The sequence below is a fragment of the Treponema denticola genome (genome assembly GCF_024181605.1).
Lineage (GTDB): Bacteria > Spirochaetota > Spirochaetia > Treponematales > Treponemataceae > Treponema_B > Treponema_B denticola_B.
Window position 1 is genome coordinate 839,719 of sequence record NZ_CP054477.1, and the last position, 26,137, is coordinate 865,855.

The 26,137-nt window shown below is 34.1% G+C and carries 29 protein-coding genes; 23 read left to right on the forward strand and 6 right to left on the reverse strand.

What is annotated here, in order from left to right; genetic code table 11:
* Window positions 1-2: 2 nt before the first annotated feature.
* From E4N80_RS03680 to E4N80_RS03695, 4 genes are read right to left on the reverse strand one after another with little or no spacing between them, the layout of a single operon-like run.
* Window positions 3-1,322 (reverse strand): SH3 domain-containing protein, encoded by a 1,320-nt coding sequence (locus E4N80_RS03680; RefSeq protein ID WP_253700528.1) that lies wholly within the window; start codon window positions 1,320-1,322, stop codon window positions 3-5.
* Between the two features lie 33 nt (window positions 1,323-1,355).
* On the reverse strand, window positions 1,356-2,171 hold the full coding sequence (purQ, locus tag E4N80_RS03685) for a phosphoribosylformylglycinamidine synthase I (RefSeq protein ID WP_253700529.1): 816 nt from the start codon (window positions 2,169-2,171) through the stop codon (window positions 1,356-1,358).
* On the reverse strand, window positions 2,171-2,872 hold the full coding sequence (locus E4N80_RS03690; RefSeq protein WP_253700530.1) for a late competence development ComFB family protein: 702 nt from the start codon (window positions 2,870-2,872) through the stop codon (window positions 2,171-2,173). Before E4N80_RS03690 ends, purQ begins: the two co-directional genes overlap by 1 nt.
* A 55-nt stretch (window positions 2,873-2,927) precedes the next feature.
* Window positions 2,928-4,166: an HD domain-containing protein gene (locus E4N80_RS03695; protein WP_253700531.1), complete on the reverse strand. Its 1,239-nt coding sequence runs from the start codon at window positions 4,164-4,166 to the stop codon at window positions 2,928-2,930.
* A gap of 205 nt (window positions 4,167-4,371) precedes the next feature.
* On the opposite strand from E4N80_RS03695, the gene E4N80_RS03700 reads away from it, so the two are divergent.
* Both E4N80_RS03700 and E4N80_RS03705 read left to right on the forward strand, forming a co-directional pair.
* A complete protein-coding gene (locus E4N80_RS03700; protein ID WP_253700532.1) occupies window positions 4,372-5,091 on the forward strand; it encodes a flagellar filament outer layer protein FlaA in 720 nt (239 codons plus the stop codon).
* Window positions 5,092-5,106: 15 nt separating this feature from the next.
* Window positions 5,107-5,853: a flagellar filament outer layer protein FlaA gene (locus E4N80_RS03705; protein ID WP_253700533.1), complete on the forward strand. Its 747-nt coding sequence runs from the start codon at window positions 5,107-5,109 to the stop codon at window positions 5,851-5,853.
* Window positions 5,854-5,939: 86 nt separating this feature from the next.
* On the opposite strand, the gene E4N80_RS03710 is transcribed toward E4N80_RS03705, so the two are convergent.
* Window positions 5,940-6,605, reverse strand: a complete 666-nt coding sequence (locus tag E4N80_RS03710; RefSeq protein ID WP_253700534.1) for a DUF8091 domain-containing protein — start codon at window positions 6,603-6,605, stop codon at window positions 5,940-5,942.
* Window positions 6,606-6,629: 24 nt separating this feature from the next.
* The gene (locus E4N80_RS03715; RefSeq protein ID WP_253700535.1) at window positions 6,630-6,869 is read right to left on the reverse strand and encodes a hypothetical protein; all 240 of its coding nucleotides are present in this window, start codon (window positions 6,867-6,869) and stop codon (window positions 6,630-6,632) included.
* Between the two features lie 150 nt (window positions 6,870-7,019).
* On the opposite strand from E4N80_RS03715, the gene E4N80_RS03720 reads away from it, so the two are divergent.
* The 21 genes from E4N80_RS03720 to E4N80_RS03820 all read left to right on the forward strand — a co-directional run bounded on the left by E4N80_RS03720 (window position 7,020) and on the right by E4N80_RS03820 (window position 26,118).
* Window positions 7,020-8,744 (forward strand): cation:proton antiporter domain-containing protein, encoded by a 1,725-nt coding sequence (locus E4N80_RS03720; protein WP_253700536.1) that lies wholly within the window; start codon window positions 7,020-7,022, stop codon window positions 8,742-8,744.
* A gap of 380 nt (window positions 8,745-9,124) precedes the next feature.
* Window positions 9,125-9,292: a nucleotidyltransferase domain-containing protein gene (locus tag E4N80_RS03725; RefSeq protein ID WP_253700537.1), complete on the forward strand. Its 168-nt coding sequence runs from the start codon at window positions 9,125-9,127 to the stop codon at window positions 9,290-9,292.
* A gap of 48 nt (window positions 9,293-9,340) precedes the next feature.
* The gene (gene mntA / locus E4N80_RS03730; RefSeq protein ID WP_253700538.1) at window positions 9,341-9,748 is read left to right on the forward strand and encodes a type VII toxin-antitoxin system MntA family adenylyltransferase antitoxin; all 408 of its coding nucleotides are present in this window, start codon (window positions 9,341-9,343) and stop codon (window positions 9,746-9,748) included.
* Window positions 9,749-9,767: 19 nt separating this feature from the next.
* A complete protein-coding gene (gene hepT, locus E4N80_RS03735; RefSeq protein WP_253700539.1) occupies window positions 9,768-10,187 on the forward strand; it encodes a type VII toxin-antitoxin system HepT family RNase toxin in 420 nt (139 codons plus the stop codon).
* Between the two features lie 21 nt (window positions 10,188-10,208).
* Window positions 10,209-10,628: a nucleotidyltransferase substrate binding protein gene (locus tag E4N80_RS03740; protein WP_253700540.1), complete on the forward strand. Its 420-nt coding sequence runs from the start codon at window positions 10,209-10,211 to the stop codon at window positions 10,626-10,628.
* 29 nt (window positions 10,629-10,657) lie between these two features.
* Window positions 10,658-10,960: a nucleotidyltransferase domain-containing protein gene (locus tag E4N80_RS03745; RefSeq protein ID WP_253700541.1), complete on the forward strand. Its 303-nt coding sequence runs from the start codon at window positions 10,658-10,660 to the stop codon at window positions 10,958-10,960.
* A 26-nt stretch (window positions 10,961-10,986) separates the two neighbouring features.
* Entirely contained in the window at window positions 10,987-11,277 is a 291-nt protein-coding gene (locus E4N80_RS03750) for a hypothetical protein (protein WP_253700542.1), read from the forward strand.
* Window positions 11,268-11,855, forward strand: a complete 588-nt coding sequence (locus tag E4N80_RS03755) for a sulfatase-like hydrolase/transferase (protein ID WP_253700543.1) — start codon at window positions 11,268-11,270, stop codon at window positions 11,853-11,855. Before E4N80_RS03750 ends, E4N80_RS03755 begins: the two co-directional genes overlap by 10 nt.
* Before the next feature lie 131 nt (window positions 11,856-11,986).
* Entirely contained in the window at window positions 11,987-12,838 is an 852-nt protein-coding gene (locus tag E4N80_RS03760) for an ABC transporter permease (protein ID WP_366797283.1), read from the forward strand.
* Between the two features lie 269 nt (window positions 12,839-13,107).
* A complete protein-coding gene (locus E4N80_RS03765; protein ID WP_253700545.1) occupies window positions 13,108-14,379 on the forward strand; it encodes an ABC transporter ATP-binding protein in 1,272 nt (423 codons plus the stop codon).
* Window positions 14,361-15,287 (forward strand): glycosyltransferase, encoded by a 927-nt coding sequence (locus E4N80_RS03770; protein WP_253700546.1) that lies wholly within the window; start codon window positions 14,361-14,363, stop codon window positions 15,285-15,287. Before E4N80_RS03765 ends, E4N80_RS03770 begins: the two co-directional genes overlap by 19 nt.
* Window positions 15,274-16,308: a polysaccharide biosynthesis protein gene (locus tag E4N80_RS03775; protein WP_301338672.1), complete on the forward strand. Its 1,035-nt coding sequence runs from the start codon at window positions 15,274-15,276 to the stop codon at window positions 16,306-16,308. The genes E4N80_RS03770 and E4N80_RS03775 overlap by 14 nt, the downstream gene beginning before the upstream one ends.
* Window positions 16,309-16,314: 6 nt before the next feature.
* A complete protein-coding gene (locus E4N80_RS03780; RefSeq protein WP_253700547.1) occupies window positions 16,315-17,409 on the forward strand; it encodes a DegT/DnrJ/EryC1/StrS family aminotransferase in 1,095 nt (364 codons plus the stop codon).
* Window positions 17,410-18,492, forward strand: a complete 1,083-nt coding sequence (locus E4N80_RS03785) for an aminotransferase class V-fold PLP-dependent enzyme (protein WP_253700548.1) — start codon at window positions 17,410-17,412, stop codon at window positions 18,490-18,492.
* Window positions 18,476-19,735, forward strand: a complete 1,260-nt coding sequence (locus E4N80_RS03790) for a glycosyltransferase family 2 protein (protein WP_253700549.1) — start codon at window positions 18,476-18,478, stop codon at window positions 19,733-19,735. Before E4N80_RS03785 ends, E4N80_RS03790 begins: the two co-directional genes overlap by 17 nt.
* Window positions 19,736-19,749: 14 nt before the next feature.
* On the forward strand, window positions 19,750-20,727 hold the full coding sequence (locus tag E4N80_RS03795; RefSeq protein ID WP_253700550.1) for an ATP-grasp domain-containing protein: 978 nt from the start codon (window positions 19,750-19,752) through the stop codon (window positions 20,725-20,727).
* A gap of 203 nt (window positions 20,728-20,930) precedes the next feature.
* Window positions 20,931-22,055: an AAA family ATPase gene (locus tag E4N80_RS03800; protein WP_253700551.1), complete on the forward strand. Its 1,125-nt coding sequence runs from the start codon at window positions 20,931-20,933 to the stop codon at window positions 22,053-22,055.
* 3 nt (window positions 22,056-22,058) lie between these two features.
* Entirely contained in the window at window positions 22,059-22,751 is a 693-nt protein-coding gene (locus E4N80_RS03805) for a DUF4276 family protein (protein ID WP_253700552.1), read from the forward strand.
* Window positions 22,744-23,727: an ATP-grasp fold amidoligase family protein gene (locus tag E4N80_RS03810; RefSeq protein ID WP_253700553.1), complete on the forward strand. Its 984-nt coding sequence runs from the start codon at window positions 22,744-22,746 to the stop codon at window positions 23,725-23,727. Before E4N80_RS03805 ends, E4N80_RS03810 begins: the two co-directional genes overlap by 8 nt.
* A complete protein-coding gene (locus E4N80_RS03815) occupies window positions 23,724-24,755 on the forward strand; it encodes a glycosyltransferase family 2 protein (protein WP_253700554.1) in 1,032 nt (343 codons plus the stop codon). Before E4N80_RS03810 ends, E4N80_RS03815 begins: the two co-directional genes overlap by 4 nt.
* 1 nt (window position 24,756) lies before the next feature.
* A complete protein-coding gene (locus tag E4N80_RS03820) occupies window positions 24,757-26,118 on the forward strand; it encodes a sulfotransferase family protein (protein ID WP_366797178.1) in 1,362 nt (453 codons plus the stop codon).
* The last annotated feature ends 19 nt before the right edge of the window (window positions 26,119-26,137 follow it).

The following is a 26,137-nucleotide window of genomic DNA, read 5'->3' on the forward strand; positions in this document are numbered from 1 at the left end:
CTTTATTTTACTGCAAAGAATACGATTACCGGATCTAAACTACGGCGTGTTACAAGATTATCCTGTATGCTTGAAGCCTCTACTGCTTCAAGGCGGAGCCCTTTGGACGAAATACTGTACATAAATACAACCGGTTCAGATGTTTTTTCAAATTTAAAACTTAAAACACCATCATAGTCGCCTGAAAGTTTTTTGTCCAAGAAATGTTTTAAGCTTACTTTTCCCGAAGAACCTGCTCCCGAAGGTATAATAGATGGGGATAGTAGGTTATAACCGCTCCAAATAAATTGACCGTCAGGCAGTATTTTCAAAGAGCCGAAATTTTCCGATGTAAATTCGGATGAAGTTTTGGCGATTTTTTGGATTACAGCCTCTCTTCTTTTTATTTCGTTATTGATAATATTTTCAGGTGAGGCATTTAGGGTAATAAAGTTTTCCTGTCTGAGTTTTCCGTTAGTGTCGGAAAATTCAAGAGTGATAATATCCTCACCTCTTATCTGCATCGAAAGGTTGGCGCCTTCAAAAAGGTATTTGCTTCCGATTTTGATAATCTTTGTGTATGGAAAAGAAAGCCTTGTGTTTTGAAGTTCGACTCTTGCAATACCTGAACGCAAACCGGGAAAAAAGCCCCAAGTAAGGCTCATTTTATCGAGATCAACCTGCCTGTTGTTTATCATTTTTCGGTAATGTTCGGGATACCAAAATTCGTTTAGAATCGCCTCAAGCTCTGCATCTTTTTCTTGGGCTAAATTCGTGTTTTCGGAGGATTCGCTTTCTCTTTCATCATAGATGGTTAGATTATATGAAAAGCACCAGCCCCTTACTCCGTCCTCGGTTATAACCTCATACCATTGGCCGTCCATCGGTTTTCCGCCCTTTAAAACCGGAACTCCTTCTCCGAACCAAAGAATTTTTACAAGTTGTCCTAATTTTAGGCGGTAAACCTGATTTGAGGTATTGTCGGGGTTTGACCGCATAGGAAGACCATCCAACTTAACCCTTGCATAAGCATGTTTATGTTCGCTTAATCTTGCCTGAAACCTAACCGCATCTTTTTTTGATTCAAAAAAGGTAAGCTGCCATAACGGTATTTCAATCCTGACTGCCGTTTTTTCGTTGAGGCCTACAATGTAAACCTTTTCAATATTCGACTTGACATAAACCGGAATTACATCTCCTGCAGTAAGGTTGTATTCGGGAATTGACCAGTTTACTACACCGTACCCCAGCTTTTTTGAACATGAGCTAAAAAAAAGAGCTGATGACGCAGCAAACACTACGATAAAAATAAGCAGTTTTTGTTTTTGAAAAAAATTGTTCATGCAAATACCTCAAAATATTTCTTAAAATATTTTTTATAGAACGTAATTGACTCCGGCTTTCCACATATCAAGGCAGAGTTTTGTGCGTTCTTTTTCTTCTTCCGAATCCCTTTCTCTTATAACTACATTATTTTCGGGATGGGGCATGAGGCCAAGCACATTTCCCTTAGTATTGCATATGCCGGCTATATCTGCAAGTGACCCGTTAGGATTAAAAGGGTACTCTCCGTTTGCAGGAACTCCATTATCGGCCTCTTTTCCTCCGTAAAGGAGGGCAATCTGTCCTTTTTCAAACAAGTTATCAAGTGTTTTTTGAGAGTCGGTCAAAAAACGTCCTTCACCGTGGGCTATGGGGCAGTGTATATTGCCTCTTAGATCCTTTGTCCAAATACAGTTTGATTTTTGGGGAATCATAGTTGTAAAGCGGCACTCAAATCTGCCTTGTTTATTATAAGTTAGGGTAGCCTGTCTATTTTTATAGCCGTCCTTATTTAAAATTACCTTTCCGTCTTTTTCTTTTCCGGGGAGGATGCCTGATTTTACCAAAACCTGAAAGCCGTTACAAATACCTATGACCGGCTTACCTGCCGATACGAATTCGCTTACCTCGTCAAAAAAGTAATTGCTTAAATCGAGGGCAAAGAGTTTTCCTGCTCCCAGAGCATCCGCATAAGAAAAGCCGCCCGGAATTACAAGAATTGCATAGTCTTTCCAATTTTTTTCTTTTGATTTAAGCTTGTTTATATGTACAATTTCAGGTTCTGCTCCGGCAAGCTCTAAGGCTCTTGCTGCATCTCCATCCCTATTGGTTCCTGTTGCGTGTAATACTAGGGCTCTAGGTTTTATCATTAATCTTCCTCACTGTGTTCGCATAAGAATAAATTCTTAATTTTATAAAAATTTGAAGAATCCAAAGGAGACTTTATCATGTCTTCTGCCGTTAATTCAATATTGAATGAGAAATTAGTCGGATCGAAGCCTTCTTTTTCAGCTTTTAGGACAAAAATAAACTTTTCCGTATCTCCTGAGTTTTTTGCAGGAATTGCTTTTGGGCAAAACGTATAAGCTCCCGGTGTTTTTTCCGATATTGTATAAGGATTGTCCCAAAGTATACTGCTCTGTGGCATCAGTTCTCCGTTCATTTTAAGGCTTATTGTAACATCTTCCATAGGTTTAAAATTGCTTCCGTTTAAGATATTGCCTGTTATGGCCGGAAAGTTAAAAACGGGAGTGTTTTCTGTTTCAAATATGGGTTCATGGTCATGAGGCCTTTTTGTAGAAAGAACTTTGTGCATACCTTCAATTACCAAACTTGTAATATCAGCCATAATCTGTACTTTTTCCGTTTTTTCGAATTTTAAAAAGTGAGCGAGGCCTCTACCAGATTTTATATAGCGGGGTTTAACCCGATTGAGTACATAGCACATGGTGTCAACTCTGCATTGCATACAACTGCATGTAAGCCAGCTTTCTTGTTTTTCTTCGGCTTCATCAAATAGTTTGTTGACTTCATCATATACCAAGTCTTCCATAACATTATGAATGATCATAAATACTCTCCTTAGGTTAATCAGCATATCGGTGCCAACATATTTTACCCTATATTTAAAAAATCGGCAAGGTTGTTTGATGAAGATTTATGACTTTTTTATAAATTTTATCGGAAACAGCTATCCTTATTTTTCTTAAAGAAGGTACAAGAGTTTTTATAAATTCCTTTGAAAAGACGGTGGAGCTTTCGCTGAATACCTTCTTTTCATCTTCGATAAAAAGATCGGATTCAAAAGAAATACGTTCAGGTATATCTATAATAATATCTTCACTGCCTATTTTGCTTCCTGTTTTATTTGAAAAATATTCAGCTAAGGTTTCTTCTGCTGCTCGGCGTTTATGCAGGTCTTCTAAGTTTCCATGTTTGGGATTATCGCTTTGAAAGGCTTCCTCGGCTATTATGTGATATATTTTCCCCAACTTTAAGTCTTCTGCTAATTTTTTTTCGGGGTAATTGCTTTTTTCTAACAGTCTGAAAATGCCCTCATCATCTTGATGGTATAGGTCTTGAGGCGAGAATTCGGCTCTTTCCAGTCCTGTAAATATGGCTTTTTTCATCATAGCAGTTGCAATCCGCACATCTTTGTGCCAGTAAACCGATTTATACATAAGATATTTTGAAAACAGGATGCTTTCTACGCTTAAGATTGCCTTTGATTCTATTTTTATTCCGTTTTTTTTATCGGGGAGAAGCTGTGAAAGAATGAAATCCGTATCCTGAATGCCGTAAGGAACTCCGCAATAAAAGGCATCCCTATTAAGGTAATCCAATTTATCGGGATCTAAGACGCCTGAAAGAAGTTTTTGAAAAAAAACGGTTTCAGAGTCCTCCATACCTTTGCCTGTTATTATAGCGGCCGTCTGCTCAGGGTCTGCTCCTGTTTCGGCTGCTGCTGAACGCAGAGGTTCCTTTAAGATAAGCTCTCCCGTAAGTTCTTCATGCTCTTTTAGCTTTAATTCTTTAAGGGAGTGAGTAAAAGGAAAGTGCCCAAGGTCATGGAGCAGGGCTGCCGTTAAAAAGGACATAGCTCCTTCTTTTGAAACCCAAGAATCCGCTCCCTTTTTTAACAAAATATTGAGCATTTTTAGGGCTATGTTGTAAACTCCGATGCTGTGTCCGGCTCTTGTATGGCTGGCACCGGGATAAACAAGTTCGGCCGGGCCCAGCTGCTTTATATTATATAGACGCATAAACGGATCCGTCTTTGTTACGGCATATAATTCATCATTCATCCATATGTGTTTCCATATCGGATCTCGAATAGCTTTTGAAAAATTGTTTAATTCTGTCATAAGGTAATTGATATTTTAACATAAATTTGGTATAATGTCGATAACAGGGATTTTATATTTGAATACCCCTGTAGAAACGGATTGAATTTGCCGATACTCACTACGTGTACTTATTTTGTAAAAAATGTCGTTTTAGGTTTGACAAATAATGTTTTTTACAATATAATACAACACAGAGTTTGAAACGAAACAAAAGGAGTTATACATGAAACATGGCGGTTTAGTTTTTGCGGGCATTGCTTTAATGTTGTTGTTCGCATTTGCACCTTTAACGGCGCAGAGTAGTTCGATTAATTATCAAACTTATATGATCGATACATTTGATGATCCTGAGGGTCAAGATTGGGCATATCATGCAGTCGGCAGTAAATTTATTACTGATGGATATCCTGTTTTAAAGTATATTGACGGAATGCCTAATTCGCTTAAAGTAATGCAGGAAAATCCCGAAAAGGCTAAATTTCTTGGAATGCAAGTGAAATTTAACCGCAAAGGTGATAATTGGGTCGATATTATTCCGACAAAAAAAGGAGATAAAGGTTTAGAAGCCTATGAAATCCCCTTTAAAGGACGCATTCATCGATTGGATATGTGGGTTTGGGGGGCAGGATTTTATTACTATATAGAGATCCTCGTCCGTGACTGTGAAGGAAGGATACATGCATTACCTTTAGGCTATGTTAACTTTAAAGGTTGGCAGAATATGCATGTTACGGTGCCGACTAATATTCCTCAAGCCTCCAGGTATCTTGGAAATAAAAATAAATTGACTTTTGTCGCTTTTAGAATCAGAACATCGCCCGGTGAGAGAGTAGATGACTTTAAGATTTATTTTGATCAATTTAAAGCTTTAACTGATGCATATATTGACTCGTTTGACGGCTATGAATTGGGCGGAATCGATTTTGAAAAGCAGACTGAATAGAACGGAGGTTAAAGTATGAAAAAGCGTGTAGCTATAATTTTGTTTTTAGTAGGTTTAGTTTCGTTTTCCTTTGCTCAGCAGAATACAAATGAAAATGATTTTTCTACAATAGATGCTGCCGATCCGAATAAAGTCGGAGTTGATACGGCAGAGCAGAGGATTAAGGAAGTTTCAATTGACAAATTTGAAACCGAAGGTACTTGGTATGCAACAATGTCTGCCGATGAAGGTGTAGTACGTGCCAGACTTTTTGACGGTAATCCTCTGAACAAAAAACCGATTCCTGCTGAAGAAGGCCTTGAACTTAAAGATGATAAGGTTCTCGGCGTAAAAGTTTCTTTCTATCGACGCGGTTATAACTCGTTTGAAGTTCATGCAACAAAGGCTCTTCCTGTAGAAGGTATTGCAAAAACTGCGAGTGTTTGGGTTGTAGGCAGAAGTTATCCCCATGTAATGAAACTTCTTGTAGAAGACTTTTGGGGAAAAAGATTTGAACTTTATGTAGGAAAATTAAATCATTCCGGTTGGAAGCTGATGACTGTTGCCATTCCTCCGCAGAACTCTGCCGGAAAAACAGGTATTATCCAAAAGGATTACCACTATGGTACAAGCATGGGGCTTAAGATTGTAGGTTTCCGTGTTGAATGTGATCCGGAAGAGGCCTATGGTCATTATTACATCTACTTTGATGACCTTCGCGTTGTAAGCGACTTATATGAAGTTGATATGCGCGATAAGGACGATATGTTTGATAACTGGTAAAATTTTACCTGATAAAATTTAATTTTATTCTAAATAAAGGGTTAAAAATTTCTCAAAGAAGTTTTTTAGCCCTTTTTTTATTCTTTCTAAATCTTTTTATAAAGTTTAAACCTTCCTCTTTTGCCTTCAAAGCTCACCAGTCCCGCTTTGCTTAAAAACCAGCTGGTATAAGAGATATGGCTTTTTGCTCCGATATTTTTTATGTCTTGATTTGTAAATTCTGCGGGAAGAAGGTCTAAGACCTTTTTGCATATTACCCTCATGTTTTTATAGTCTTCAGTACTGTGGATTTCTATAAGCTTTTTATTTATTATTCCGGGGCGGAAAGATCTTCTTTTTTTAGGTCCTGTATCGGCTTTTATAACCTCGCAACTTATATATACAAGTTTAAAACTTAAGTTTTTATTATCTATCAGATGATAAAGGCCCGAAAGCTCTCTAAAAATTTGAAAAAAGGAGCCGTGTTTAGGGCTTTTTCTCCTATGTTTTGTTGAACCGTCTTGATTTATGACATGTATATAGGCATCGACAGCTATAGGGTAGATTATTAAAACCTTGTGAGAAGGTAAAAATTTTTCTAACTTTACTCTTAGAGCGCTTAGATTTGAGGTTTGTATCTCGATTACTTTTCCTGTATTGCAAAGAATATCGCAGATACTTCCTAAAAGAGGTTGTTCCGTTTTTCCATTTTTCGGGCAAAAGTGTTCTTTTAGACTTTTGTGCAAATCGCTTTCGTTATAGGTATTTATCATTATGATGTAAGTGGTTTTCGGTTTTTAAACATAGTCTAAAAGCTCTTGGGCATCAAGCTGCTCTACAACATAAATAATTTGGACTATCCCACGGTTTTCGATAGTGCGTTTACTTTGTACCTGATAAACTATCATCTTATTTGTAGGTAGTCTTTGAGGCAGTTCGTTTCCATTTATGTCTAAAAAGGTTCCTATAGATACGGGCCCCCCGATTTCTTGCTTTTCTCCGTCAGGGTAAACGATATAATATTCATACAGTGTCATAGAAGGATTTTACACTCTTTTTAAGTCCGTGTCAATTTAGCGAAAAGTTTTAATTAAATTTATCCGAGAAAAAACAAATATTAAAAAAATCGAGCTTTTCTTCCGTTATCTTATTTACATTTTTTTTTGAAAGGGATAATATTTATAATTATGAATAAATTGGCTGAATTCCTTCCCGCTTTTATGCACTTTTCACGGCTTGAAAATACAAATCTTATTTTACTTTTAGGCATAATATTGCTTTTAGGTGCCCTTGGAGGAACTGTTTTTAAAAAACTAAAGATTCCTCAGGTTGTAGGTTATATTGTAATCGGCATAATAATAGGGCAGTCCGGTTTTCAGATTTTGTCGGCACAAATAATTACTGCCTTGGATCCATTATCGAGTATAGCTTTAGCTCTTATCGGGTTTTTAATCGGAGGGGAGTTAAAAACAAAGGTAATCAAAAAGTACGGAACCCAGTTTGTCGGTATCTTGTTTTTTGAGTCCATAGTTCCTTTTATAACTGTCTCTATCGTAGTTTCCCTTGTTGCATACTTTGTTACAAGGGATTTTGCAGCATCAATTTCTTTAGGCTTGATTTTAGGTTCAATATCTTCTGCAACGGCTCCTGCGGCAACTACGGATGTTCTACGCGAAAACAGAACCAGAGGCCCATTAACAACGACGGTTCTAGGTATTGTTGCCATGGATGATGCCGTAGCTCTTGTGTTATATGCCTTTGCTTCTTCAATAGCGGCTTCTCTTTTGGGAGCTCAAACGGCGAGTTTCGGAAAACAGATTCTTTTGCTTCTTTATAATATTTTTGGCTCTATCTGTTTGGGAAGTATAATAGGCTTTTTGTTAAGTTTGATTATAAGAAATATGATGACTGATTCAGGCAGAATTTTAGGCTTTTCATTGGGCTGCCTTCTTCTTTCTACAGGTATTGCTTATCTTCTTAATCTGGATACTATCTTAGCTGCAATGGCTTTAGGCTTTTTTATGGTTAATTTTGCTCCTGCAAAAACCCGTTCCACTTTTACCTTAGTAGAAAATTTTACCCCTCCTATTTATGTACTTTTTTTTGTTTTGGTCGGGGCTAAATTGAACATTTGGAATGTAACTCCCTTTATCGGACTTTTGGCTCTTTTATATGTTATTTTACGCACATGCGGAAAGACAATAGGTGCTATTTTAGGTTCCATTCTTACAAAGGCGCCTGAAACTGTAAAGAAATACTTGCCGTTTTGTTTGTTAAGCCAGGCCGGGGTTGCAATCGGTCTTTCAATTTCGGCCGGCCATGATTTTTCCGATACGATCGGGCCTACAGTCCTGCTTATAGTTACGGCAACGACCTTTATAGTACAACTGGTCGGCCCTATTTTTGTAAAATACGGAGTAAAGAAATCCGGGGAGTGCGGGCTTGATGTTACCGAAGAGGATTTGATGGAAACATTATCGGTAGGGGATGTTGTCTTGAACGGAAAAACAATTTGTTCTCCAGATTCTCCTGCCGTTATTTCTGAAAATGTTCCCTTAAGTGCTATAATAGATTCCTTTAGCCGCAGTCCTAATTTAAATTATGCCGTTAAAAATAGTGACGGCGGTCTTGCCGGTATGATAAGTCTGGATCATTTAAAAGAAACATTGACAATGACAGCTATTTATGATTGTGTTTTTGCTATGGACATAATGCAGCCGGCTGATATTGTTTGCTCCGAAAAAACAGGCCTTAAAGAACTATATGAGCTTTATACCGAAAAAGATATCTATGCCATTCCTATAACGGGAAATAATGGAGAACCCTTAGGTATGGCTGAAAAAGATGCTGTAGATCATTTTTTGCACAGAAAAATAATAGAACTGCATAAAACGGTTTATGATGCAGACTAAGGCTGTTTTTTCAGTGTAACCTATTGAAAATCTTTCTTTTTTATTGTATTATCACGGCGTATTGAAGTTTTTCCGGCATTGGAATCTGTTTCGGCGATCTTTTGCAGGCAGCTGGTCATTTGTTTTAAGATGAGCTTTTTTATAAAAATTATAAAAAAGCAATGGTTTTCTATGCTCTTTTGAAAAAAAAGAGCTTTTTTTTATGTATAAAACCTTTTCAAGCTGACTGTAGAGATTTTTTTTAAATCAACAACCCCGACGCAGAGCATCGGGGTATGTTGTTCTCATAAGGAGGTTGCAGTCGGCTTTAATACCCTTTGTTACGACGCAGAGCGTCGGGGTATTAAACCCTCCGCACGAATAAATAATATAGAGTAGTTATGCGTTTAGATGAACTTTCGAAGAGTATTATAGTAAATACTATTTGTAATAATTTTTCTGAAGTTTTTAAGATAATTCTTTTCGGCTCCCGTGCTGATGACAATAAAAAAGGAGGAGATATAGACCTCTTGATTGAAACTCCTTTACCTTGTATCAGCCTCTTATAAAAAAAGCTGATGGTTTAATTAAAGACTGAGTTTATAATGAAGATTTATATGAATAAAGATATTCAAGAAAAGCTTAAAAACTTTTTTGACTCAAAACCTGAGATTATTCTTGCAATTATTTACGGCTCATATACTAGAGGAACTGAAGCTGAAACAAGCGATGTGGATATTGCTGTTGCTATGAGTGACGTTATGAATCTTGATGCTAGGTTGAGTCTTCAATTGGAGCTTTCAATTCTTTTAAAAAAAGAAATTGATCTTGTGGATATACGGAAAATTAAGGGTTTGATTCATTATAAGGTTTTTACCGAAGGCCTTTGTATAAAAAAGCACGAAAATGAGGGGCGGAGCTTTTTTCATAAAAATTTTATGACTGCCTTATATTGGTATGAGGATTATTACCCGCTCTATAAGCGCAGTCAAAAATATATTATCGAAAAAGCCTTTGCTCGTTAATCAACGAGGCAGGTTAAAAATGGCTGTAGATAAAAAGGTAATTAGTGAAAAACTTCAGTCCCTTGAACGCTGTTTGGAAAGAATAAAGCTGCACACTCCGCCAAGTGTTGAAATACTGAAAACAGATTTTGATAAGCAAGATCTTGTGTGTCTAAATCTTCAAAGGGCAGTTCAGATTTCTGTAGACATAGCTTCTCATATTTTGGCAGAGGAGCTTAACGAAAAAGCCTCGACAATGGCAGAGGTTTTTTTGATTCTTTCAGAAAAAGATATGATTGATAAAAATCTGGCCTTAAGCCTTGCCAAGTCTATCGGTTTTAGAAATATTGCCGTACACGAGTATGATTCTCTTGATATGGATATTGTATATGCAATTATAACAAAAAATTTAAATGTTTTTTATGATTTTGCAAAAACCGTATTAAAAATAATTAGGTAAATACTTTATAAAATTTATTCTATGATCAATACCCAAAATATCCGCTGGAAACAGCGATTCCAAAATTTTGAAAAAGCTTTTTTACTCTTAAAAGAAATTGTCGAATCGAAAGATGACTTATCCGAATATGAGGTCATTGTTCAAGAAGGTATTGTACAGCGGTTTGAATATACTTTTGAGCTCGCATGGAAAACTCTAAAGGATAAGATGGAGTTTGACGGAATTAGTTTTGAAAGAATATCGCCTAAGTATGTTTTTAAGGATGCTTATAAGAGTAAATACATAGATAATATTGATGTTTGGATTGAAATGACAAACAGTAGAAATCTTATGAGTTATACCTATGATTCTTTAAAACTTCCTGAAATATTAAAAAACATAAAAGAGTCTTTTTATCCTGAACTGTTGAAAGTTTACAATTATTTTAAGACTGAAGTGTAGTAGGGCTGCTATAAAGATCGGTATCTTTTATGAAGTTTGGATTAACGGAAGCTCAAGAAAAAATATTGACCGGTATTTTACAAAAATACATTAAAAGCGGAGAGGGAATAGTTTTCGGTTCCCGTGCAATGGGTACTAATACGGAAAGAAGCGATATAGATATAGCATTGAAAAATGTTGTTTTTTTTTCACCTTATTCGCTCGGTGATTTGATTGACGAAATAGCCGAATCGGATTTTCCTTATTTAGCCGATGTACTGATTTATGAGGATATTACAAACCCTGCTTTGAAGGAGAATATTGATATGGTAGGGAAGAGGTTGGTTATATAATTGTATACTTTGTTTTAGGTTGTTCATTGGTATGGTCAATGGCTTCTCTCTGTTGTACGCATTTAGGTATTCCGCTTACGCTTCCAATAGGTGTAAATAGTTATGAAAATACTACGCATTTTTTTAATGGTGCGTATGGATTAGGAGATTTATTAAAAGATAACGGTTATGTATTGTCTTTTGTAATGGGAGCTGATGCAGAATTTGGAGGTTTGCGTGCTTTGTTGAAAACGCATGGTAATTTTAAGATAAAGGACTTAAATTATTATCGTCAAAGTGGTAAAGTATCAAGAGATTATTTTGTGTGGTGGGAATAGAAGATAAAAAAATAATTGAATATTCAAAAGAAGAGTTAATAGAGCTTAGTAATGATGATAAACCATTTATGTTTTCTGTATTTTTAGAAGATACTCATTCTACAGGAGGATATATGGATGAGGATTGTGAAAAAAAGTATATAAATCAGATTCATAATGTGTTTGCATGTACCTCAAAAAGAGTAGCAAATTTTCTTGACTGGATTAAAGAGCAAAAATTTTATGATGATACTGTTATAATTATTTTAGGTGATCATCTTTATATGGGCGGTGATTTATATACTCAGAACAAATCCCATTATGAGAGACATGCTTATAATGTATTCATAAATACCGAAAAAAAAGCTGCTTTTAGCAAAAATAGAGCTTTTGCAACTTTTGATTTTTTTCCCACAATAGTTGAAGCTTTGGGAATTGAATATGATGGTGATGGTTTAGGAATTGGGATGTCGTTATTTTCAAATAAACCGACTTTACTTGAACAATATGGTGAAAAACAGTTAAATGAATTTATTAATTCTAAATCCTATTTTTATCGGAATGAGTTATTAAATAAGAAAAATACTCCATTGAAGTAAAAATAGGTGTATAAGCATATGCCATTTGTAATGGCATAAATATGTCGATGGTATTGGCATATAATACGGAATAGAAATCATGCCTGCATGGGAATATTTTGAATAATTTTTAAGGAACAATTTTTATGGCTATTGCAAAGACGGAAGAATCTTGGGATTTAATTATAGAACCAAAGCGTAAGCTTTTGGATATACCCATCCGTGAAGTAATAAGATATAGGGATCTGATAGCTCTTTTTATAAAGAGAGATTTTGTTACACAGTATAAGCAGACAATTTTGGGGCCCTTGTGGTACATTGTACAGCCTTTGGTGACTACGGTTATGTATACATTTGTGTTTGGAAGTCTTGCACAAATAGGAACAGACGGTGTTCCGTATCTGCTTTTTTATTTTGCCGGCACTATGTTGTGGACATATTTTACTGCATGCCTTAATAGTGCAGCGGGCTGCTTTGCCGCTAATTCTGGTATTTTTGGTAAGGTGTATTTTCCGCGTTTGACGGTACCTATTTCTACAACTGTTGGGCACATGATAAAACTAGGTATTCAGTTTGTAACCCTTATGATTTTTTATGTGTACTACATTGTTATAAAAGCACCTATACAGCCGTCGTGGTGGATTGCTGCACTGCCATTACTCGTTATTTGGGTGGGAACTGTTGGAACTGGTTTTGGAATGATTATATCGGCATTGACAACGAAGTACAGAGATTTAAATCAACTTTTGGGATTTGGTCTTTCACTTGCAATGTATGCAACGCCGATTGTCTATCCATTGTCCGAAGCACCGCAAAGGTTTTGGTGGGTCTTTTATATAAACCCCATGAGTGCTCCTATAGAGTTATTTCGTATATGGTTTTACGGTGCTGGTAACGTTCCTTCATTGATGATTATTATCAGTATTGCAGAAACAATTGTGTTTATGTTTTTGGGTCTTGTGCTGTTTAACCGCAACGAGAGGACTTTTGTGGATGTTATTTAATTCTTTTAAATTTTAACAACGCTTTGATTTGATGTGTGTGATTCATAGAATTCTAACATACAAGACTGAACTAAGAGTATATATGGAATTTTTAATAAAAAAAGATATAATTCAGGATTATACACAACTTACTCATTAAACATTTAACTATCTTTCCGCTCGATTGGTTTAGAAATTTAAAAATGATAGTAACTACGTAAGTTATCGGTATGATTTATGTGGATATAGAATTAAAGTAAAAAATGGAAATTCGCTAACGGGAAAATAACATGAGTGATATAGCAATAAAAGCTGAAAACCTTTCAAAATATTACAGGCTCGGAGTTATAAATAACGGCACATTGTTTCGAGATATTCAAACGTGGATCGCACTCAAACGAGGTAAACCAGACCCGCACTCAAAAATCGGTGAACATAAGTATGATGGAACTGATGACGGTTTTTGGGCATTAAAAGATTTAAACTTTGAAATTAAACAAGGCGACAGGGTTGGAATAATTGGAAAAAACGGTGCTGGAAAATCCACACTATTAAAAATTTTAAGCAGAATAACGGCTCCGACTGAAGGCTGTGTTAAAATACGTGGCAGGGTCGCTAGCCTTTTGGAAGTTGGGACTGGATTTCATGGAGAATTGACTGGTCGTGAGAATATCTATCTTAATGGTGCCATCCTAGGTATGAAAAAAAAGGAGGTAGATCGCAAAATAGAAGAGATTATCGACTTCAGCGGAATCAAGAAACACATAGATACTCCGGTAAAACGCTATTCAAGCGGAATGTATGTGCGGCTTGCCTTTGCTGTTGCTGCCCATTTGGATTCCGAAATTCTTATTGCTGATGAAGTGCTGGCTGTAGGTGATGCCGAATTCCAGAAAAAAGCCTTGGGAAAGATGAATGAGTTAAGCGCGGGACAAGGCAGAACGGTATTGTTTGTAAGCCATAATATGGCATCTGTCAAGAGTTTGTGTAATAAAGGAATAATACTAGAAGATGGAAAAATTAAATTTCAAAGTGCTAGTATTGATGAAGCGATAAAAAAGTATCAAAATATTAACCTAATCGAAAATAAAAAAGGCGAGTGGATAAATACTGGTGATATAAGTAATGTTTTTTTTAAACCGGAAAAAATATATATTCTTAATAAGGAAAATAAAAAAATTCAATCATTTACCAGAGATGATGAGAACATCCGATTGGTAATTGAAGCGGAAATACAAGAGATAAATCCATTAATGAATTTTGGTATTTCAATTATAAACAGCAGTAATCAATCAGTATTTACAACATGGGTACGGGATACCGAGATGATTTTTAACTTAGGTAAAAGTAAGTTCTCATTTACTATACCAAATCATTTAATGAATATAGGCAGCTATAGAGCACAAATGTCCGCTGGTATACATCATGTTTCCTATATTATACATCCGGGAAATGAACCGCTTATTAATTTTGATGTTACTGGTACAATCGGGACTAATTTTGGTGATGATGTTAGACATTGCTCTATATTACCCATTATAAAATGGAACAAGATAAAATGAAAAAAAAAACAGCGATAGTAACAGGCGGTACCGCAAATGATGTGCCTGCAATGGCTTGTCTTGTGATGAATATTAAGGATACTAATCCAAGTCTTGCAGATGAAATAGTAATTTATCATGATGGAATTTTAGAAAAAGATCAACAGTTAATTAATAGTATTTTTCCTACGCGATTTATCTTGTATGAATCACCGTTTAAAGAGGTGACAGATTTCGGTGATGTGGTAACAAAGTATTTTAGTCCAATGGTGTTTTGTAAATATGAATGTTTTAAGTTGCTTAATGATTATGAATGTGTCATTTGGAGTGATTATGATGTGGTAATAGTTGATGATATATCCGAATTAAAAATTAAAACAGTAAATGGAATTAGAATGGATATATCGAAGGGAAGTCTTGTATCAGAATCATTCAAAGGAGATATTAAATTAGTATTAGAAAATTATGACCTTACTAGGGAAGGAATAAGTATGGGAATATTTTGTCTATTCAATAATCTTTCCAATATACAAAATATTTACAATTTTTGTATTAAATACACTAAAAAATTGGCCTCTTATTTATTCTTACCTGAACAAGCAGTCATCAATTTGATGCTACAATACTTCAATATAGATGTTAGTTTGAACACTCCTCTTGGCAAGGAATATACGATACATCCAATACATGATAAAAATATAAGAGATGTTAAAATTTATCATTCATATGGACAACCAAAATTTTGGAATGGATTATACAACAAAACTTGGGAAACAAATTATAAAAGATGGAAAAGGATGGGCGGAACTCCTTATGAATACCGAACTATTAAATATAAAATAAAAGAAAAAATGTATAACTTATATTTATATAAATTATTGCGTAAGGCATATAAAAAATTAAAAGAGGTATACCATGGATGCATTTAAAGCAAATATCTATAAAGATAAGATACTTATGATTACAGGAGGGACAGGTTCTTTCGGTACCGAAGCTCTAAAACAGTTTCTTGATTCTGATTTAAAAGAAATTCGAATATTCAGCCGTGATGAAGAAAAACAAGATGAAATGCGTACTAATTACAAAAATCCAAAATTGAACTTTGTTATCGGAGATATTCGGGATTATCAAAGCATAGAACATGCTATGTATGATGTAAATTATATTTTTCATGCAGCAGCTTTAAAGGAGGTGCCTTCATGTGAGTTTCATCCTTATGAAGCAATCAAAACCAATATTCTTGGTTCAAAAAATGTATTGGATGCAGCTATCTCTCATGGTGTGGAAAATGTTGTCGTGTTAAGTACTGATAAAGCTGTATACCCTGTTAATACTATGGGTATGACAAAAGCCTTGATGGAAAAATTGGCTGTTTCAAAGGCTCGTGAAGCACAAGGACGAAAAAGCAAAACCGTTATAACTGCTACACGATATGGCAATGTTATGTGTTCGCGCGGTTCGGTTATCCCACTTTTTATTTCACAAATAAAGAAAGGAGTGCCTATCACAGTTACCGAAGGGGAGATGACACGTTTTATGATGTCGTTAACTGAAGCTATAAAACTTGTAATGTATGCATTTGAAAATGGTAAAGGTGGAGATACCTTTATTCAAAAGGCTCCGGCTGCTACTATTATGAGTCTCGCTATTGCACTTAAAGAGATATTTAGGGCTGATAATGAAATAAAGATTATAGGTTCACGGCATGCAGAAAAAATGCATGAAACCCTTTGTTCTAAAGAAGAGATGACTAAAGCCGAAGATTTGGGGGATTATTTTAGGATACCGGCTGATTTTAGAGATTTGAATTATACAATGTATCTCGATAAATATGGTGAGAAAATTTCTGAGCGGGAATATAATTCTAGTAATACAAAACGTCTTACAATACAAGAATTAAAAGATTTATTACTAAGCCTTGAATATGTACAAAAAGAATTAAAGGTCTGATGAATTATGACAACTATACCGTTAATAAAACCCTTTATCCCTCCTGCTGATATTCTTATGCCGGCTCTTGAAAAAGTTTTGTACAGCGGATATATTGCGGAAGGTGAAAGTGTTTATACATTTGAGAATTTATTTAGAAATTATATAGGCAACTTTAATACATTAGCCTGTTCTTCAGGTACGGCTGCTTTGCATATTGCATTAAAATTATGTAATGTACAAACCGGTGATGAAGTTATTTCTACGCCGCTAACTGCCGAACCGACAAACGTTGCGATCGCAATGACAGGTGCCAAAGTTGTTTGGGCGGACATAAATAAGAATACAGGACTTATAGATCTCGAATCTGTAGAATCGAAGATAACTGAAAGAACAAAAGCAATCATGCTGGTAGATTATGCCGGTATGGTTTGTGATTTAGAAAAATTTCAAAAAATTTCAAAAAAATATAATATTCCCATAATTGAAGATGCTGCACATGCGCTTGGCAGTAAATATAATAATAAGTTTATAGGAAATATATCTCATTATACTATTTTTTCACTGCAAGCGATAAAACATATGACAACTGTTGATGGCGGTTTTTTGTCTATGCAAAACATGTCTGATATGGAACGGGCTAGATGTTTACGATGGTTCGGCTTGGATAAACAAAAACCGCGTCTTGAAAATGATATAACCGAATGCGGTTATAAATATAATATGAATAATGTAAATGCAACTATTGGTATTGTGCAAATGAGATATATTGACAAAATTATTTCTTCATATATCGAGAATGGCCGTTTTTATGATACTGCTTTAAAAAATATCCATGGTGTAGAAATGATAGAATATACGGAAAAATCAGAACCTTCATATTGGTTGTATACTATAAAAGTTGAAAACCGTTGCGGTTTTATAAAACATATGGAGTCTTACGGGATAGCTGCGTCTCCGCTTCATTTACGTAATGATAGACATTCTATTTTTGCTGCCTCTAAAACAAATCTGCCTAACCTAGATTCATTTTACAGTAAAATGGTTCACATTCCATGCGGCTGGTGGGTTGATGAAGAAAAGAGAAATTATATTGCCGATGTAATAAAAAAAGGTTGGTAAATGATTCCGCTTTTTAAACCGTATATGCCGGAGCATATTTTAGAAGATTCCGAATTTAAAACTTTGATATATTCGGGAAGGTTAGTAAACGGTAGTTATAAAAAGCTTTTTACAGATGCCTTAGCTGAATTTATTGGAAACAAAAATATCATTCTTTGTTCTTCTTTTTTTGATGCACAGTCTATAATCATTAAAGTTCTCGGTTTAAAAGCCGGAGATGAGGTAATACTTTCTCCGCTTTCCTGTTTGCGCTCTTCAAGTCCATTTGTGTTTTATGGTTTGAAGGTTGTTTGGGCCGATATAGATCCAAATACAGGCACCCTTGATCCCAATTCAGTAGAGAAACTGATAACCAAACATACAAAATTGATAGTCCATAATCAACATTTGGGATATGTCGGTTATATTGATGAAATAAATGCGATAGGGAAAATACATGGTATTCCGGTGTTGGATGATTGTCTTGATGGTATCGGTGGAATTTATAAAGGAAAGAATATAGGAAATTGCGGAACAGATTTTACAATAGCATCTTTTGATCCGGCAAGATTGCCGAACGCAGTTAACGGTGCGTGCATTATTACCGAAAAAAAAGAAACTTATAACGAATGCTTAGCCGCTTCAGACTTATATATTGATCGCAGTGAATTCCGTTTAGATACGGGAGAAATAAATCCCGATTATGATATAACAAAAACAGGTTTATCGAGCTCTTTCAGTGAAGTACATGCTTATCTAGGGTATAAACAAATGCCTGATTTAAAACTGCTTTTGTCCAAGCGGTTAAAAAATGCACTGACATGGGATAAGTTCTTTCAAAATAATAAACGGTTTGGAGCTACTCCTATAGGGAATAAAGACGGTACTCCTAATTACTGGGTTTATGGTTTTAGAACAAAGGCAAAAGAACAAATATATTCGTATTTTAAACTTAAAGATTACGAAATATCTGGAATTCATTTTCCGAATCATAATTATTCAATTTTTAATAATAAGCCGGTTTTATCCGGTGTAGATGAGTTTTATAGAATATTTTTAGCATTACCATGCGGATGGTGGATAGAAAATGAAAAACAATCCTAAATATTCAATTATAATTCCGGTAAATAATGTTATTAACTATTTGCCGGGAGCTATTGAATCTATTATAAGTCAAGATTATAACAATTATGAGTTGATTATAAGTGATGACAGCTCGACCGACGGTACAGCTGAGTATGTTGATACGCTTTCTCACCATGCTATAAGAGTCATACATACTCCAAAACGTATGACTACATCGGAACATTTTGATTGGGCTTTGACACACGCAAAAGGTGAGTGGTGTATATTTGTTGGAGGCGATGACGGTTTACAGCCTTATTTTTTTATTCTTGCCGATAAACTTACGGATATAGCAACAACGAAAAATATAAGAGCAATTGTAAGCAGAAGAGCTTATTTTTTTTGGAATGGTTGTCAAGCAGAATACGGTGATAAAGCTGTTGTATATTCTGCAGAGCAAAAAGTTTATGTATGTAACTCAAAAAAAGAAGCTCTTAAAGCTTTATATGGGAAGAAAGATTATTTTGAATTACCCCAAATGTATACAACTTCGTTGTTTCATACTTCGCTTATTGATGATATACGCAAAAAGCAAGGCGGTAGGGTTTTGGCTTATGAAATAGCCGATGCCAATATGGTGGCTTTAAGCACTGTATATGAAAAACAATACTTACAATGTGAAATTCCTATAGGTTGGGTCGGTACTTCCCCAAAAACTATTTGCCGGAATGAAGATTTTGCAAATCTTGTAACAAAAAAATTGCCTAATATATGTGGTGATTATAGACTTGGTGCTCTTTCTCTTTATTTTTGGGGCGCTTTAAATAAAGTTTTTGAATTTTATCCTGAACGTACAACGTGTATCAACTCTGCACACTTTGTAAAAAAAATACTCCCCTATGTATACTTACATTTCTCAAAAGACAAGAATTTCATACAAACGGATAGGTATAGGTATTTTACCGAGGTACTTAAAATTAACAATCTTTCAATTAAGGATATTATAACTAGAGCTAAACTGATAACATTGTCTAATAACATTGTAAGATTCGCGATTACAGCTAGAAATATTCTAATTAAGATTTTATTTTTTCCATGGCGTTGTATCCGCTATATACTAAAGCGTATGCCTCTATTAAAAAAATATTTTATTCAAAAAAAATCCGGGGTATATATAGCCGTTACATGGAGTGAACAACCCGATATGACTTATGCTAAAGCACAACAGATTATACTTAAGCTGATCCATGAGAATATACATTTTGATGAAATAAAATTATAAAAAGGTGTGTAAAAATGTGGAAAAATACGATTGCAATTATTGGATCTAATGTAAACGCGGTCATATTCGCTACAAGGGCAAAAGCTTTAAATATTAAAACAATTTGTTTTGCATGGAATAATTGTCTTGATGCTAAAGATGTAGTCGATAAATTTTATTTAACTGATGTATTAGAACCGGATAAAGTAGTAGATATATGCAAAAAAGAAAATATACAAGGTGTACTCTGCGCTACTGAAAGTGCATTATATGACACGGCCTGTATTGCTTCAAGGTTAGGGCTGGTATGTAATTCTGTAGAAGTTGCAAAAAATGTAACAAATAAATTTTATGTTAGAAACAATACAAACGATTTACAGTTTATAAAAACTCCCAAGTATTTTATTGTATGTGATGACGATAATTTTGACATAGATCAAATAAAAAAATATCCTGTAATAATTAAACCGGTGCGCAGTACTGCTAAAAAAGGTATTACAGTAGTTTATTCCAATAATGAAGTTGAAGCTGCTTTAGATTATGCATGTTCATCAGTTACTAATAATGATGGGATCTTAGTAGAAGAATTTTTAGCTGATGGTGATGAATATTCCGTTGAAAGCCTTTCTTTTAATGGAAAACACCATGTGATACAGATAACCAATAAAATTTCAAGCGGACCGCCGCATTGCATTGAATTGGAGTACCACCAAGGTAATGTTTTGACTGACGATATGCACAAAAAAGTTGCGTTCGGTATTGACGAACTATTAACCAAACTCGGTATTACTTTTGGTCCATGCCATACAGAAATAAAGATTATTGGTGATAAAATCTACTTAATTGAATTAAATGCTCGCATGGGAGGGGGCGGAATTTCTTATCCATTAACGGAGCTTTCCACCGGTTATCCGTATATTAGTGCCATACTGCTATGTTCTTTGAATATTTTTTTACCGCCGCCCCAAAATAATTACAAAGGTAGTGAAAATATGCCGGAATATATTACGTAGTAAAACAAAATGAATATTTAAAAAGTATTTTAAATAATTGCGATAGAGAAGAATGGTTTTTCAAAAAAGAAGTCAATAATGCCCCATTAGTTGAAGTTACAACAAACTATGAACGTAAGAATTGGTTTATGTACTTAAGTGATCATAAAATTAAGTTTTGAGATGATTGGAATAATTAGTATATATTTTGAAGGATTAAATCTATGAGCAAAGGAAACTATTCCAAACTTACAAAAATTACCATTGCCGGTTATAAATCTATAGCGTATGATTTTCCGCAGGAAATCCCAATCGGTGATATAAACATTCTAATCGGTGCAAATGGTTCAGGCAAGAGTAATCTTATTTCTTTTTTTAGAATGCTTAATTATATGATGACAGGAGCATTGCAAACTTATATTGGTCAAAGCGGGTCAGCGGAAAATCTTTTGCACTTCGGTTCGAAAAAAACGCCGTTTATAAATGCCTCGCTTGAATTTACGAATGATAAAAATGTAAAAGATATCTACAATATGACACTGGTTAAAACCGTGCAGGATTCTTTTATTTTTTCTGAAGAAAGTATAAAATATAATGGTAAAATTTATAATTTAAACGAGGGACATAAAGAATCGTTTCTATTTACCGGTAAAGCTATGAACAAGGCCACGGAAATTATCGGATGCTTACTTTCGAAATGCAGAATATTTCAGTTTCATGATACATCAGTTTCTTCAAATATACGTACAAATTCTTTTCTTGATAACAATAAGTATTTATTCGGTAACGGCGGTAATTTAGCATCGGTTTTGTATCTTTTGAAAAATAAAGAAGTATATGAAAAGTATTATCGTAAGATAGTGTATTATATTCAAAATATTTTTCCACAATTTGATGATTTTGTGCTTGAGCCGTTACCGCTTAATCAAAATTACATTAAATTAAATTGGAAGCAAAAATCATCACTTGATTATATACTAGGAGTTGATCAACTTTCTGATGGAATAATACGTTTTATGGCTTTGGCTGTGTTACTTTTAACCCCGCCGGAACTTTTACCGAATATTATTGTTATCGATGAACCTGAATTAGGCTTGCATCCTCGAGCGATTGAAGCTCTTGCAGCTATGGTAAATGATGCGAGTCGTTATAGTCAAATTATATTAGCCACTCATTCGGAAAGGTTGCTTGATTGTTTAGATGCAAAAAATGTAATTACTGCGGATCAAGATAGATTGCATAATTGCAGTATATATAAACGGATTGATGAGGAAGCCTTACATGACTGGCTTGAGGAATATTCTCTTTCACAGCTTTGGAATAAAAATATACTGAGAGGGCAGCCTTAAATTATGACTACTATATATGTGATTTGTGAGGGGCAGACCGAAGCTGCTTTTGTAAGAAATATTCTCAATAAAGCACTTGGATACGATTGTAATACATGTATTGCTCCAATTGTTAATTCTGAAACCGATAAAAAAACAGGAAAAACTTATAAAGGTGGAATACAAAAATTCGTGAAGGTGGATAATGATATACAACATACACTAAGAAATATAAAGAAGCCTAAAGCTATCGTAACCACAATGTTTGATTACTATGCCTTACCTGCTGATTTTCCTGGTATGGTAGAAGCTGAACAAGCTGCTGATGTATATGAAAAAATTGAAATTATTGAAAGTGCACTGAAAACTTATTATTATGAAAAATATCCGTATATTAAATTTATTCCGTATATTCAGCTTCATGAATTTGAAACATTGCTTTTTACAAACATTGGAATCTTAGAAGAAGAATTTTTTGATCGAATTAATAAAAAAGAATTTGATAGTTTAGTAGATTTTGTAAACAATGAAGATAATATTGAACTTATAAATAGCGGTACTGATACGGCGCCGTCAAAACGAATAATAAAATGTATTCAATTTTATCATAAACCAATTGATGGAATGAAGATTTTGTCTAAAATAGATTTTTTAACAATTCGGGATAGATGTAAACATTTTAACGACTGGATAACAAAGCTGGAAAATAATGATTGATAAACACGGTAAACTTAAAGGAATAAAAACTATGAAAAAAAATATAAAACGAATCTTAAAGTTTGTATTAGGAAGACTGTATCGATGGTTGATGAAAGATAAAGTATGGTGGCGTAAATTTCTCTCTGTTGCTGCACCGGTATATGCAAGTAAAAGATTGTATGAGAAAGCACTCGGAAAAAAATTAAACTTAAAAAATCCTCAAACTTTAAATGAAAAATGTATGTGGCTTAAATTGAATACATATTATAGACACCCTCTTATAACGGAATGCTGCGATAAATATCGTGTGCGTGATTATGTAAAACGAATGGGCTGCGCAGAAATATTAAATGATTTGATCGGCGTATGGGACAATCCTGATAAAATTGATTTTGATAAATTACCGAATCAGTTTGTTTTAAAATGTAATCATGGAGCAGGATTTAATATAATATGCAGAGACAAAACAAAGCTGGATATTTCGAAAACGAAAAAACAATTAAAAAAATGGCTCAAAGAGGATTATTGGAAACTCTATGCCGAAACACAATATAAATTTATAAAAAAGAAAATTATTTGTGAAAAATTTCTCAATGCGGGACAGGAAAATATTCCAGTTGACTATAAGTTGTATATGATAAATGGAAATTTTCATGCTATAATGATTTGTCTTGATAGAGATAAGGATGTAAAATTTTATCATTTTGATAATAACCTACGTTATCGCCCAGATTATAATTCACCCACTTTATCGGTATTACCTACCCATTTAACGCTTATTCCTAGTGAAATTAATAAAATGATTGATTATGCTAAAATCTTATCTAAACCATTTCCTTTTGTTCGAGTTGATCTATATGGAATAAATGGCAAAATAATTTTTAGTGAATTAACCTTTCTTGTTTATGGAGGCGTCTTTTATACAAGATATGCCAATTTACCAAGTGATATTAAGTTTACTTCTATACCAAAGGAATATTTACTTACCAAATGATGAATAAACTCACAGTACTAATGCCTTCATATAACCGCTCACAATATATAAGCGAAGCGGTCAATTCCGTCTTAAACCAAAAAACTGATTTTGGTGTTAAACTTATTATAACGGACGATTGTTCGACAGACGGATCAATTGAAATAATAAAAGAACTACAAAGGCAATATCCCGAAAGAATTGAAATAATTTTATCCGAAAAAAACGAACGGCTTCTTGCTAACATTCTTAAAGCTCAAGTAAGGGTGCGGACTGAATATTTTTGTGTGCTCGACCCGGACGATTATTATACTGATGAGCTTTTTTTACAAAAAGCAGTTGATTTCCTTGATGCACATAAAGATTTTACAATTTATAGCTCTAATTGTATGATGTTGTATGAGAACAAAACCGAAAAGCCGTTTATTGAAAGTAATGTAAAAGAAGCTATATTTGATTTTAATGATTTATTGCAAGATAAAGTTATTATAACGCAAACTGCCGGAAGCATTTTTAGAAATATCGTGTATAATAATGGTATTCCCGAAATTATAAAAAATGCAATAGGAACATATAGTGAGTCTTCTTTTCGTGCAGATACGGAAAGATATATTTTTCATTTAGAAAAAGGAAAAGCTTTTTTTCAAAATGAAATAGTTGCCGTATATAGAATACATAAAGACGGTATATGGACAAAAGAAAATCAATTTCACCGTAACTTACTTGCTGCACAGGCTTATTATGATTATTTTCGATACTTCAACTATACTCATGCCGACTATTTTATACATTATTCATTGTTTTATACAAAAGAATGTTTTGAAGAATTAAAAAAAGCAATAGATAAAAACGAATTTACACAAACGATCGTTCAATCTGATATAGAGCAGCTGTTTGCCATAATAGTCGAAGATGAAAAATATTTTGACAAAATAGCTGAGGATAATGATAAACTGTATATAAAAAAATCTTTAACGGTAAGAAAACTAATCAAGTATCTGTTGCCCTACGGTTTTGTACGGCTGATTCAAAAAATAAGGAGACAATAATATGACTCCCCCCCCCCCCCCCCCCCCGATAATTATAGGTACTTCCAGTTTTGCACAATCAGGAGGTTCCGCTATTACAAATATTTTGGAAGAATTTTCTGCCTTTTCGGTTCTTAAGGGTGGAGCGGAATTTGAATGTAAATTTTTTACTGAAAATATATTTGCTTTGGAAACTGCTTTAAAAATAGGTAACGGTATAGATAAGGCTGTGAAAGCTTTTTTATATAATGCACTACAAGCTTCAAACGATATTGATTATAAAAATAATTTCGGCCCCGAATTTTTAAATTATACAATTGAGTATGTGAATTCCGTTACGGAAAATTATCTTGGAGCCTTTCATAAAGACTATGATTATGCCTTTCTTGATCCGGCTGAACATGCTATATTCTCAAAAGCGCAAAAGCTTTATAATTATAAATACGGTAAGCGCCCTTACGAGGCTTATGAACCATATCCTTGGAAGCCTGCTTATGCTCCTTTCGGTACTGTATATTATGGAAATTTTCCAAATGATTTTTATGATAAGACACAAAAATATATTGAAAAAGTATTTTCACCTCTTTATGAAAGTGGGAAAAGTTATTTACTTGCTGATTCTATTTATAGTGCCACTGAGATAACGCCACAAGAATTAATGTATTATAAAAATTCAAAGGCTCTGATTGCCAATAGGGATCCTCGTGATTTATATGTTATAAACAAGGAAATATACGGCGAGTGGTTTATTCCGACTTGGAATGTAGAAGGTTGGATTAAATATTATAAAAACAGACGACAAAGTATTAAACCTCAAAAAGAAAACAATAAAGATAGTATCTTACATCTTCAATTTGAAGAGCTTATTTACAATTATGAAGAAAGTTTAGCAAAAATTAAAGAATTTTTAAACTTAAAAGATTCGGAACATACAAAACAAGGACAAATCTTTATTCCGGAAAAATCACGAACTAATACACAAGTTTTTAGAAAGTATCCGCAGTATTTAAAAGATATTGAAAAAATAGAGAAGGAATTGCCAGAATTCTGTTATCCTTACTCCGAAACACAAATACGCCATTTTCTTCCCGAAGAAATAAAAGGTGAACACCGAGAAACTCTGGAAGATATACGTAAAACCGTTTGTATTTTTCAAAAAACCGGAAAATTGCCGTTTCCAAATAAAAAAGGAGCTTTTTTATTCTCTAAATTAAGAGATATAATAGAGAATTTTAAATATAGAAAAACATTGTTTTCAAAGATAAAAGGCATAATAAAGTTGGTCCTATTTTTTCCGTATTATCTGGTAGATTTTTATAAACAACTTAAGTTTCTTAATGAATATCAAACGAAAAACAAAGATAAGGTTGTGGAATTTAAATAAGGTTTATTAAATCAATAAA

Coding starts and splice junctions, on each gene's coding strand:
- E4N80_RS03740 (WP_253700540.1), top strand. CDS start 10,209: ATGATCAATACCCAAAATATCCGCTGGAAACAGCGATTCCAAAATTTT.
- hepT (WP_253700539.1), top strand. CDS start 9,768: ATGGCTGTAGATAAAAAGGTAATTAGTGAAAAACTTCAGTCCCTTGAA.
- E4N80_RS03765 (WP_253700545.1), top strand. CDS start 13,108: ATGAGTGATATAGCAATAAAAGCTGAAAACCTTTCAAAATATTACAGG.
- E4N80_RS03680 (WP_253700528.1), bottom strand. CDS start 1,322: ATGAACAATTTTTTTCAAAAACAAAAACTGCTTATTTTTATCGTAGTG.
- E4N80_RS03810 (WP_253700553.1), top strand. CDS start 22,744: ATGATTGATAAACACGGTAAACTTAAAGGAATAAAAACTATGAAAAAA.
- E4N80_RS03710 (WP_253700534.1), bottom strand. CDS start 6,605: ATGATAAATACCTATAACGAAAGCGATTTGCACAAAAGTCTAAAAGAA.
- E4N80_RS03770 (WP_253700546.1), top strand. CDS start 14,361: ATGGAACAAGATAAAATGAAAAAAAAAACAGCGATAGTAACAGGCGGT.
- E4N80_RS03700 (WP_253700532.1), top strand. CDS start 4,372: ATGAAACATGGCGGTTTAGTTTTTGCGGGCATTGCTTTAATGTTGTTG.
- E4N80_RS03820 (WP_366797178.1), top strand. CDS start 24,757: ATGACTCCCCCCCCCCCCCCCCCCCCGATAATTATAGGTACTTCCAGT.
- E4N80_RS03785 (WP_253700548.1), top strand. CDS start 17,410: ATGATTCCGCTTTTTAAACCGTATATGCCGGAGCATATTTTAGAAGAT.
- E4N80_RS03805 (WP_253700552.1), top strand. CDS start 22,059: ATGACTACTATATATGTGATTTGTGAGGGGCAGACCGAAGCTGCTTTT.
- E4N80_RS03690 (WP_253700530.1), bottom strand. CDS start 2,872: ATGATCATTCATAATGTTATGGAAGACTTGGTATATGATGAAGTCAAC.
- E4N80_RS03795 (WP_253700550.1), top strand. CDS start 19,750: ATGTGGAAAAATACGATTGCAATTATTGGATCTAATGTAAACGCGGTC.
- E4N80_RS03695 (WP_253700531.1), bottom strand. CDS start 4,166: ATGACAGAATTAAACAATTTTTCAAAAGCTATTCGAGATCCGATATGG.
- E4N80_RS03775 (WP_301338672.1), top strand. CDS start 15,274: ATGGATGCATTTAAAGCAAATATCTATAAAGATAAGATACTTATGATT.
- purQ (WP_253700529.1), bottom strand. CDS start 2,171: ATGATAAAACCTAGAGCCCTAGTATTACACGCAACAGGAACCAATAGG.
- E4N80_RS03725 (WP_253700537.1), top strand. CDS start 9,125: ATGCGTTTAGATGAACTTTCGAAGAGTATTATAGTAAATACTATTTGT.
- E4N80_RS03815 (WP_253700554.1), top strand. CDS start 23,724: ATGATGAATAAACTCACAGTACTAATGCCTTCATATAACCGCTCACAA.
- E4N80_RS03800 (WP_253700551.1), top strand. CDS start 20,931: ATGAGCAAAGGAAACTATTCCAAACTTACAAAAATTACCATTGCCGGT.
- E4N80_RS03715 (WP_253700535.1), bottom strand. CDS start 6,869: ATGACACTGTATGAATATTATATCGTTTACCCTGACGGAGAAAAGCAA.
- mntA (WP_253700538.1), top strand. CDS start 9,341: ATGAATAAAGATATTCAAGAAAAGCTTAAAAACTTTTTTGACTCAAAA.
- E4N80_RS03780 (WP_253700547.1), top strand. CDS start 16,315: ATGACAACTATACCGTTAATAAAACCCTTTATCCCTCCTGCTGATATT.
- E4N80_RS03790 (WP_253700549.1), top strand. CDS start 18,476: ATGAAAAACAATCCTAAATATTCAATTATAATTCCGGTAAATAATGTT.
- E4N80_RS03745 (WP_253700541.1), top strand. CDS start 10,658: ATGAAGTTTGGATTAACGGAAGCTCAAGAAAAAATATTGACCGGTATT.
- E4N80_RS03705 (WP_253700533.1), top strand. CDS start 5,107: ATGAAAAAGCGTGTAGCTATAATTTTGTTTTTAGTAGGTTTAGTTTCG.
- E4N80_RS03720 (WP_253700536.1), top strand. CDS start 7,020: ATGAATAAATTGGCTGAATTCCTTCCCGCTTTTATGCACTTTTCACGG.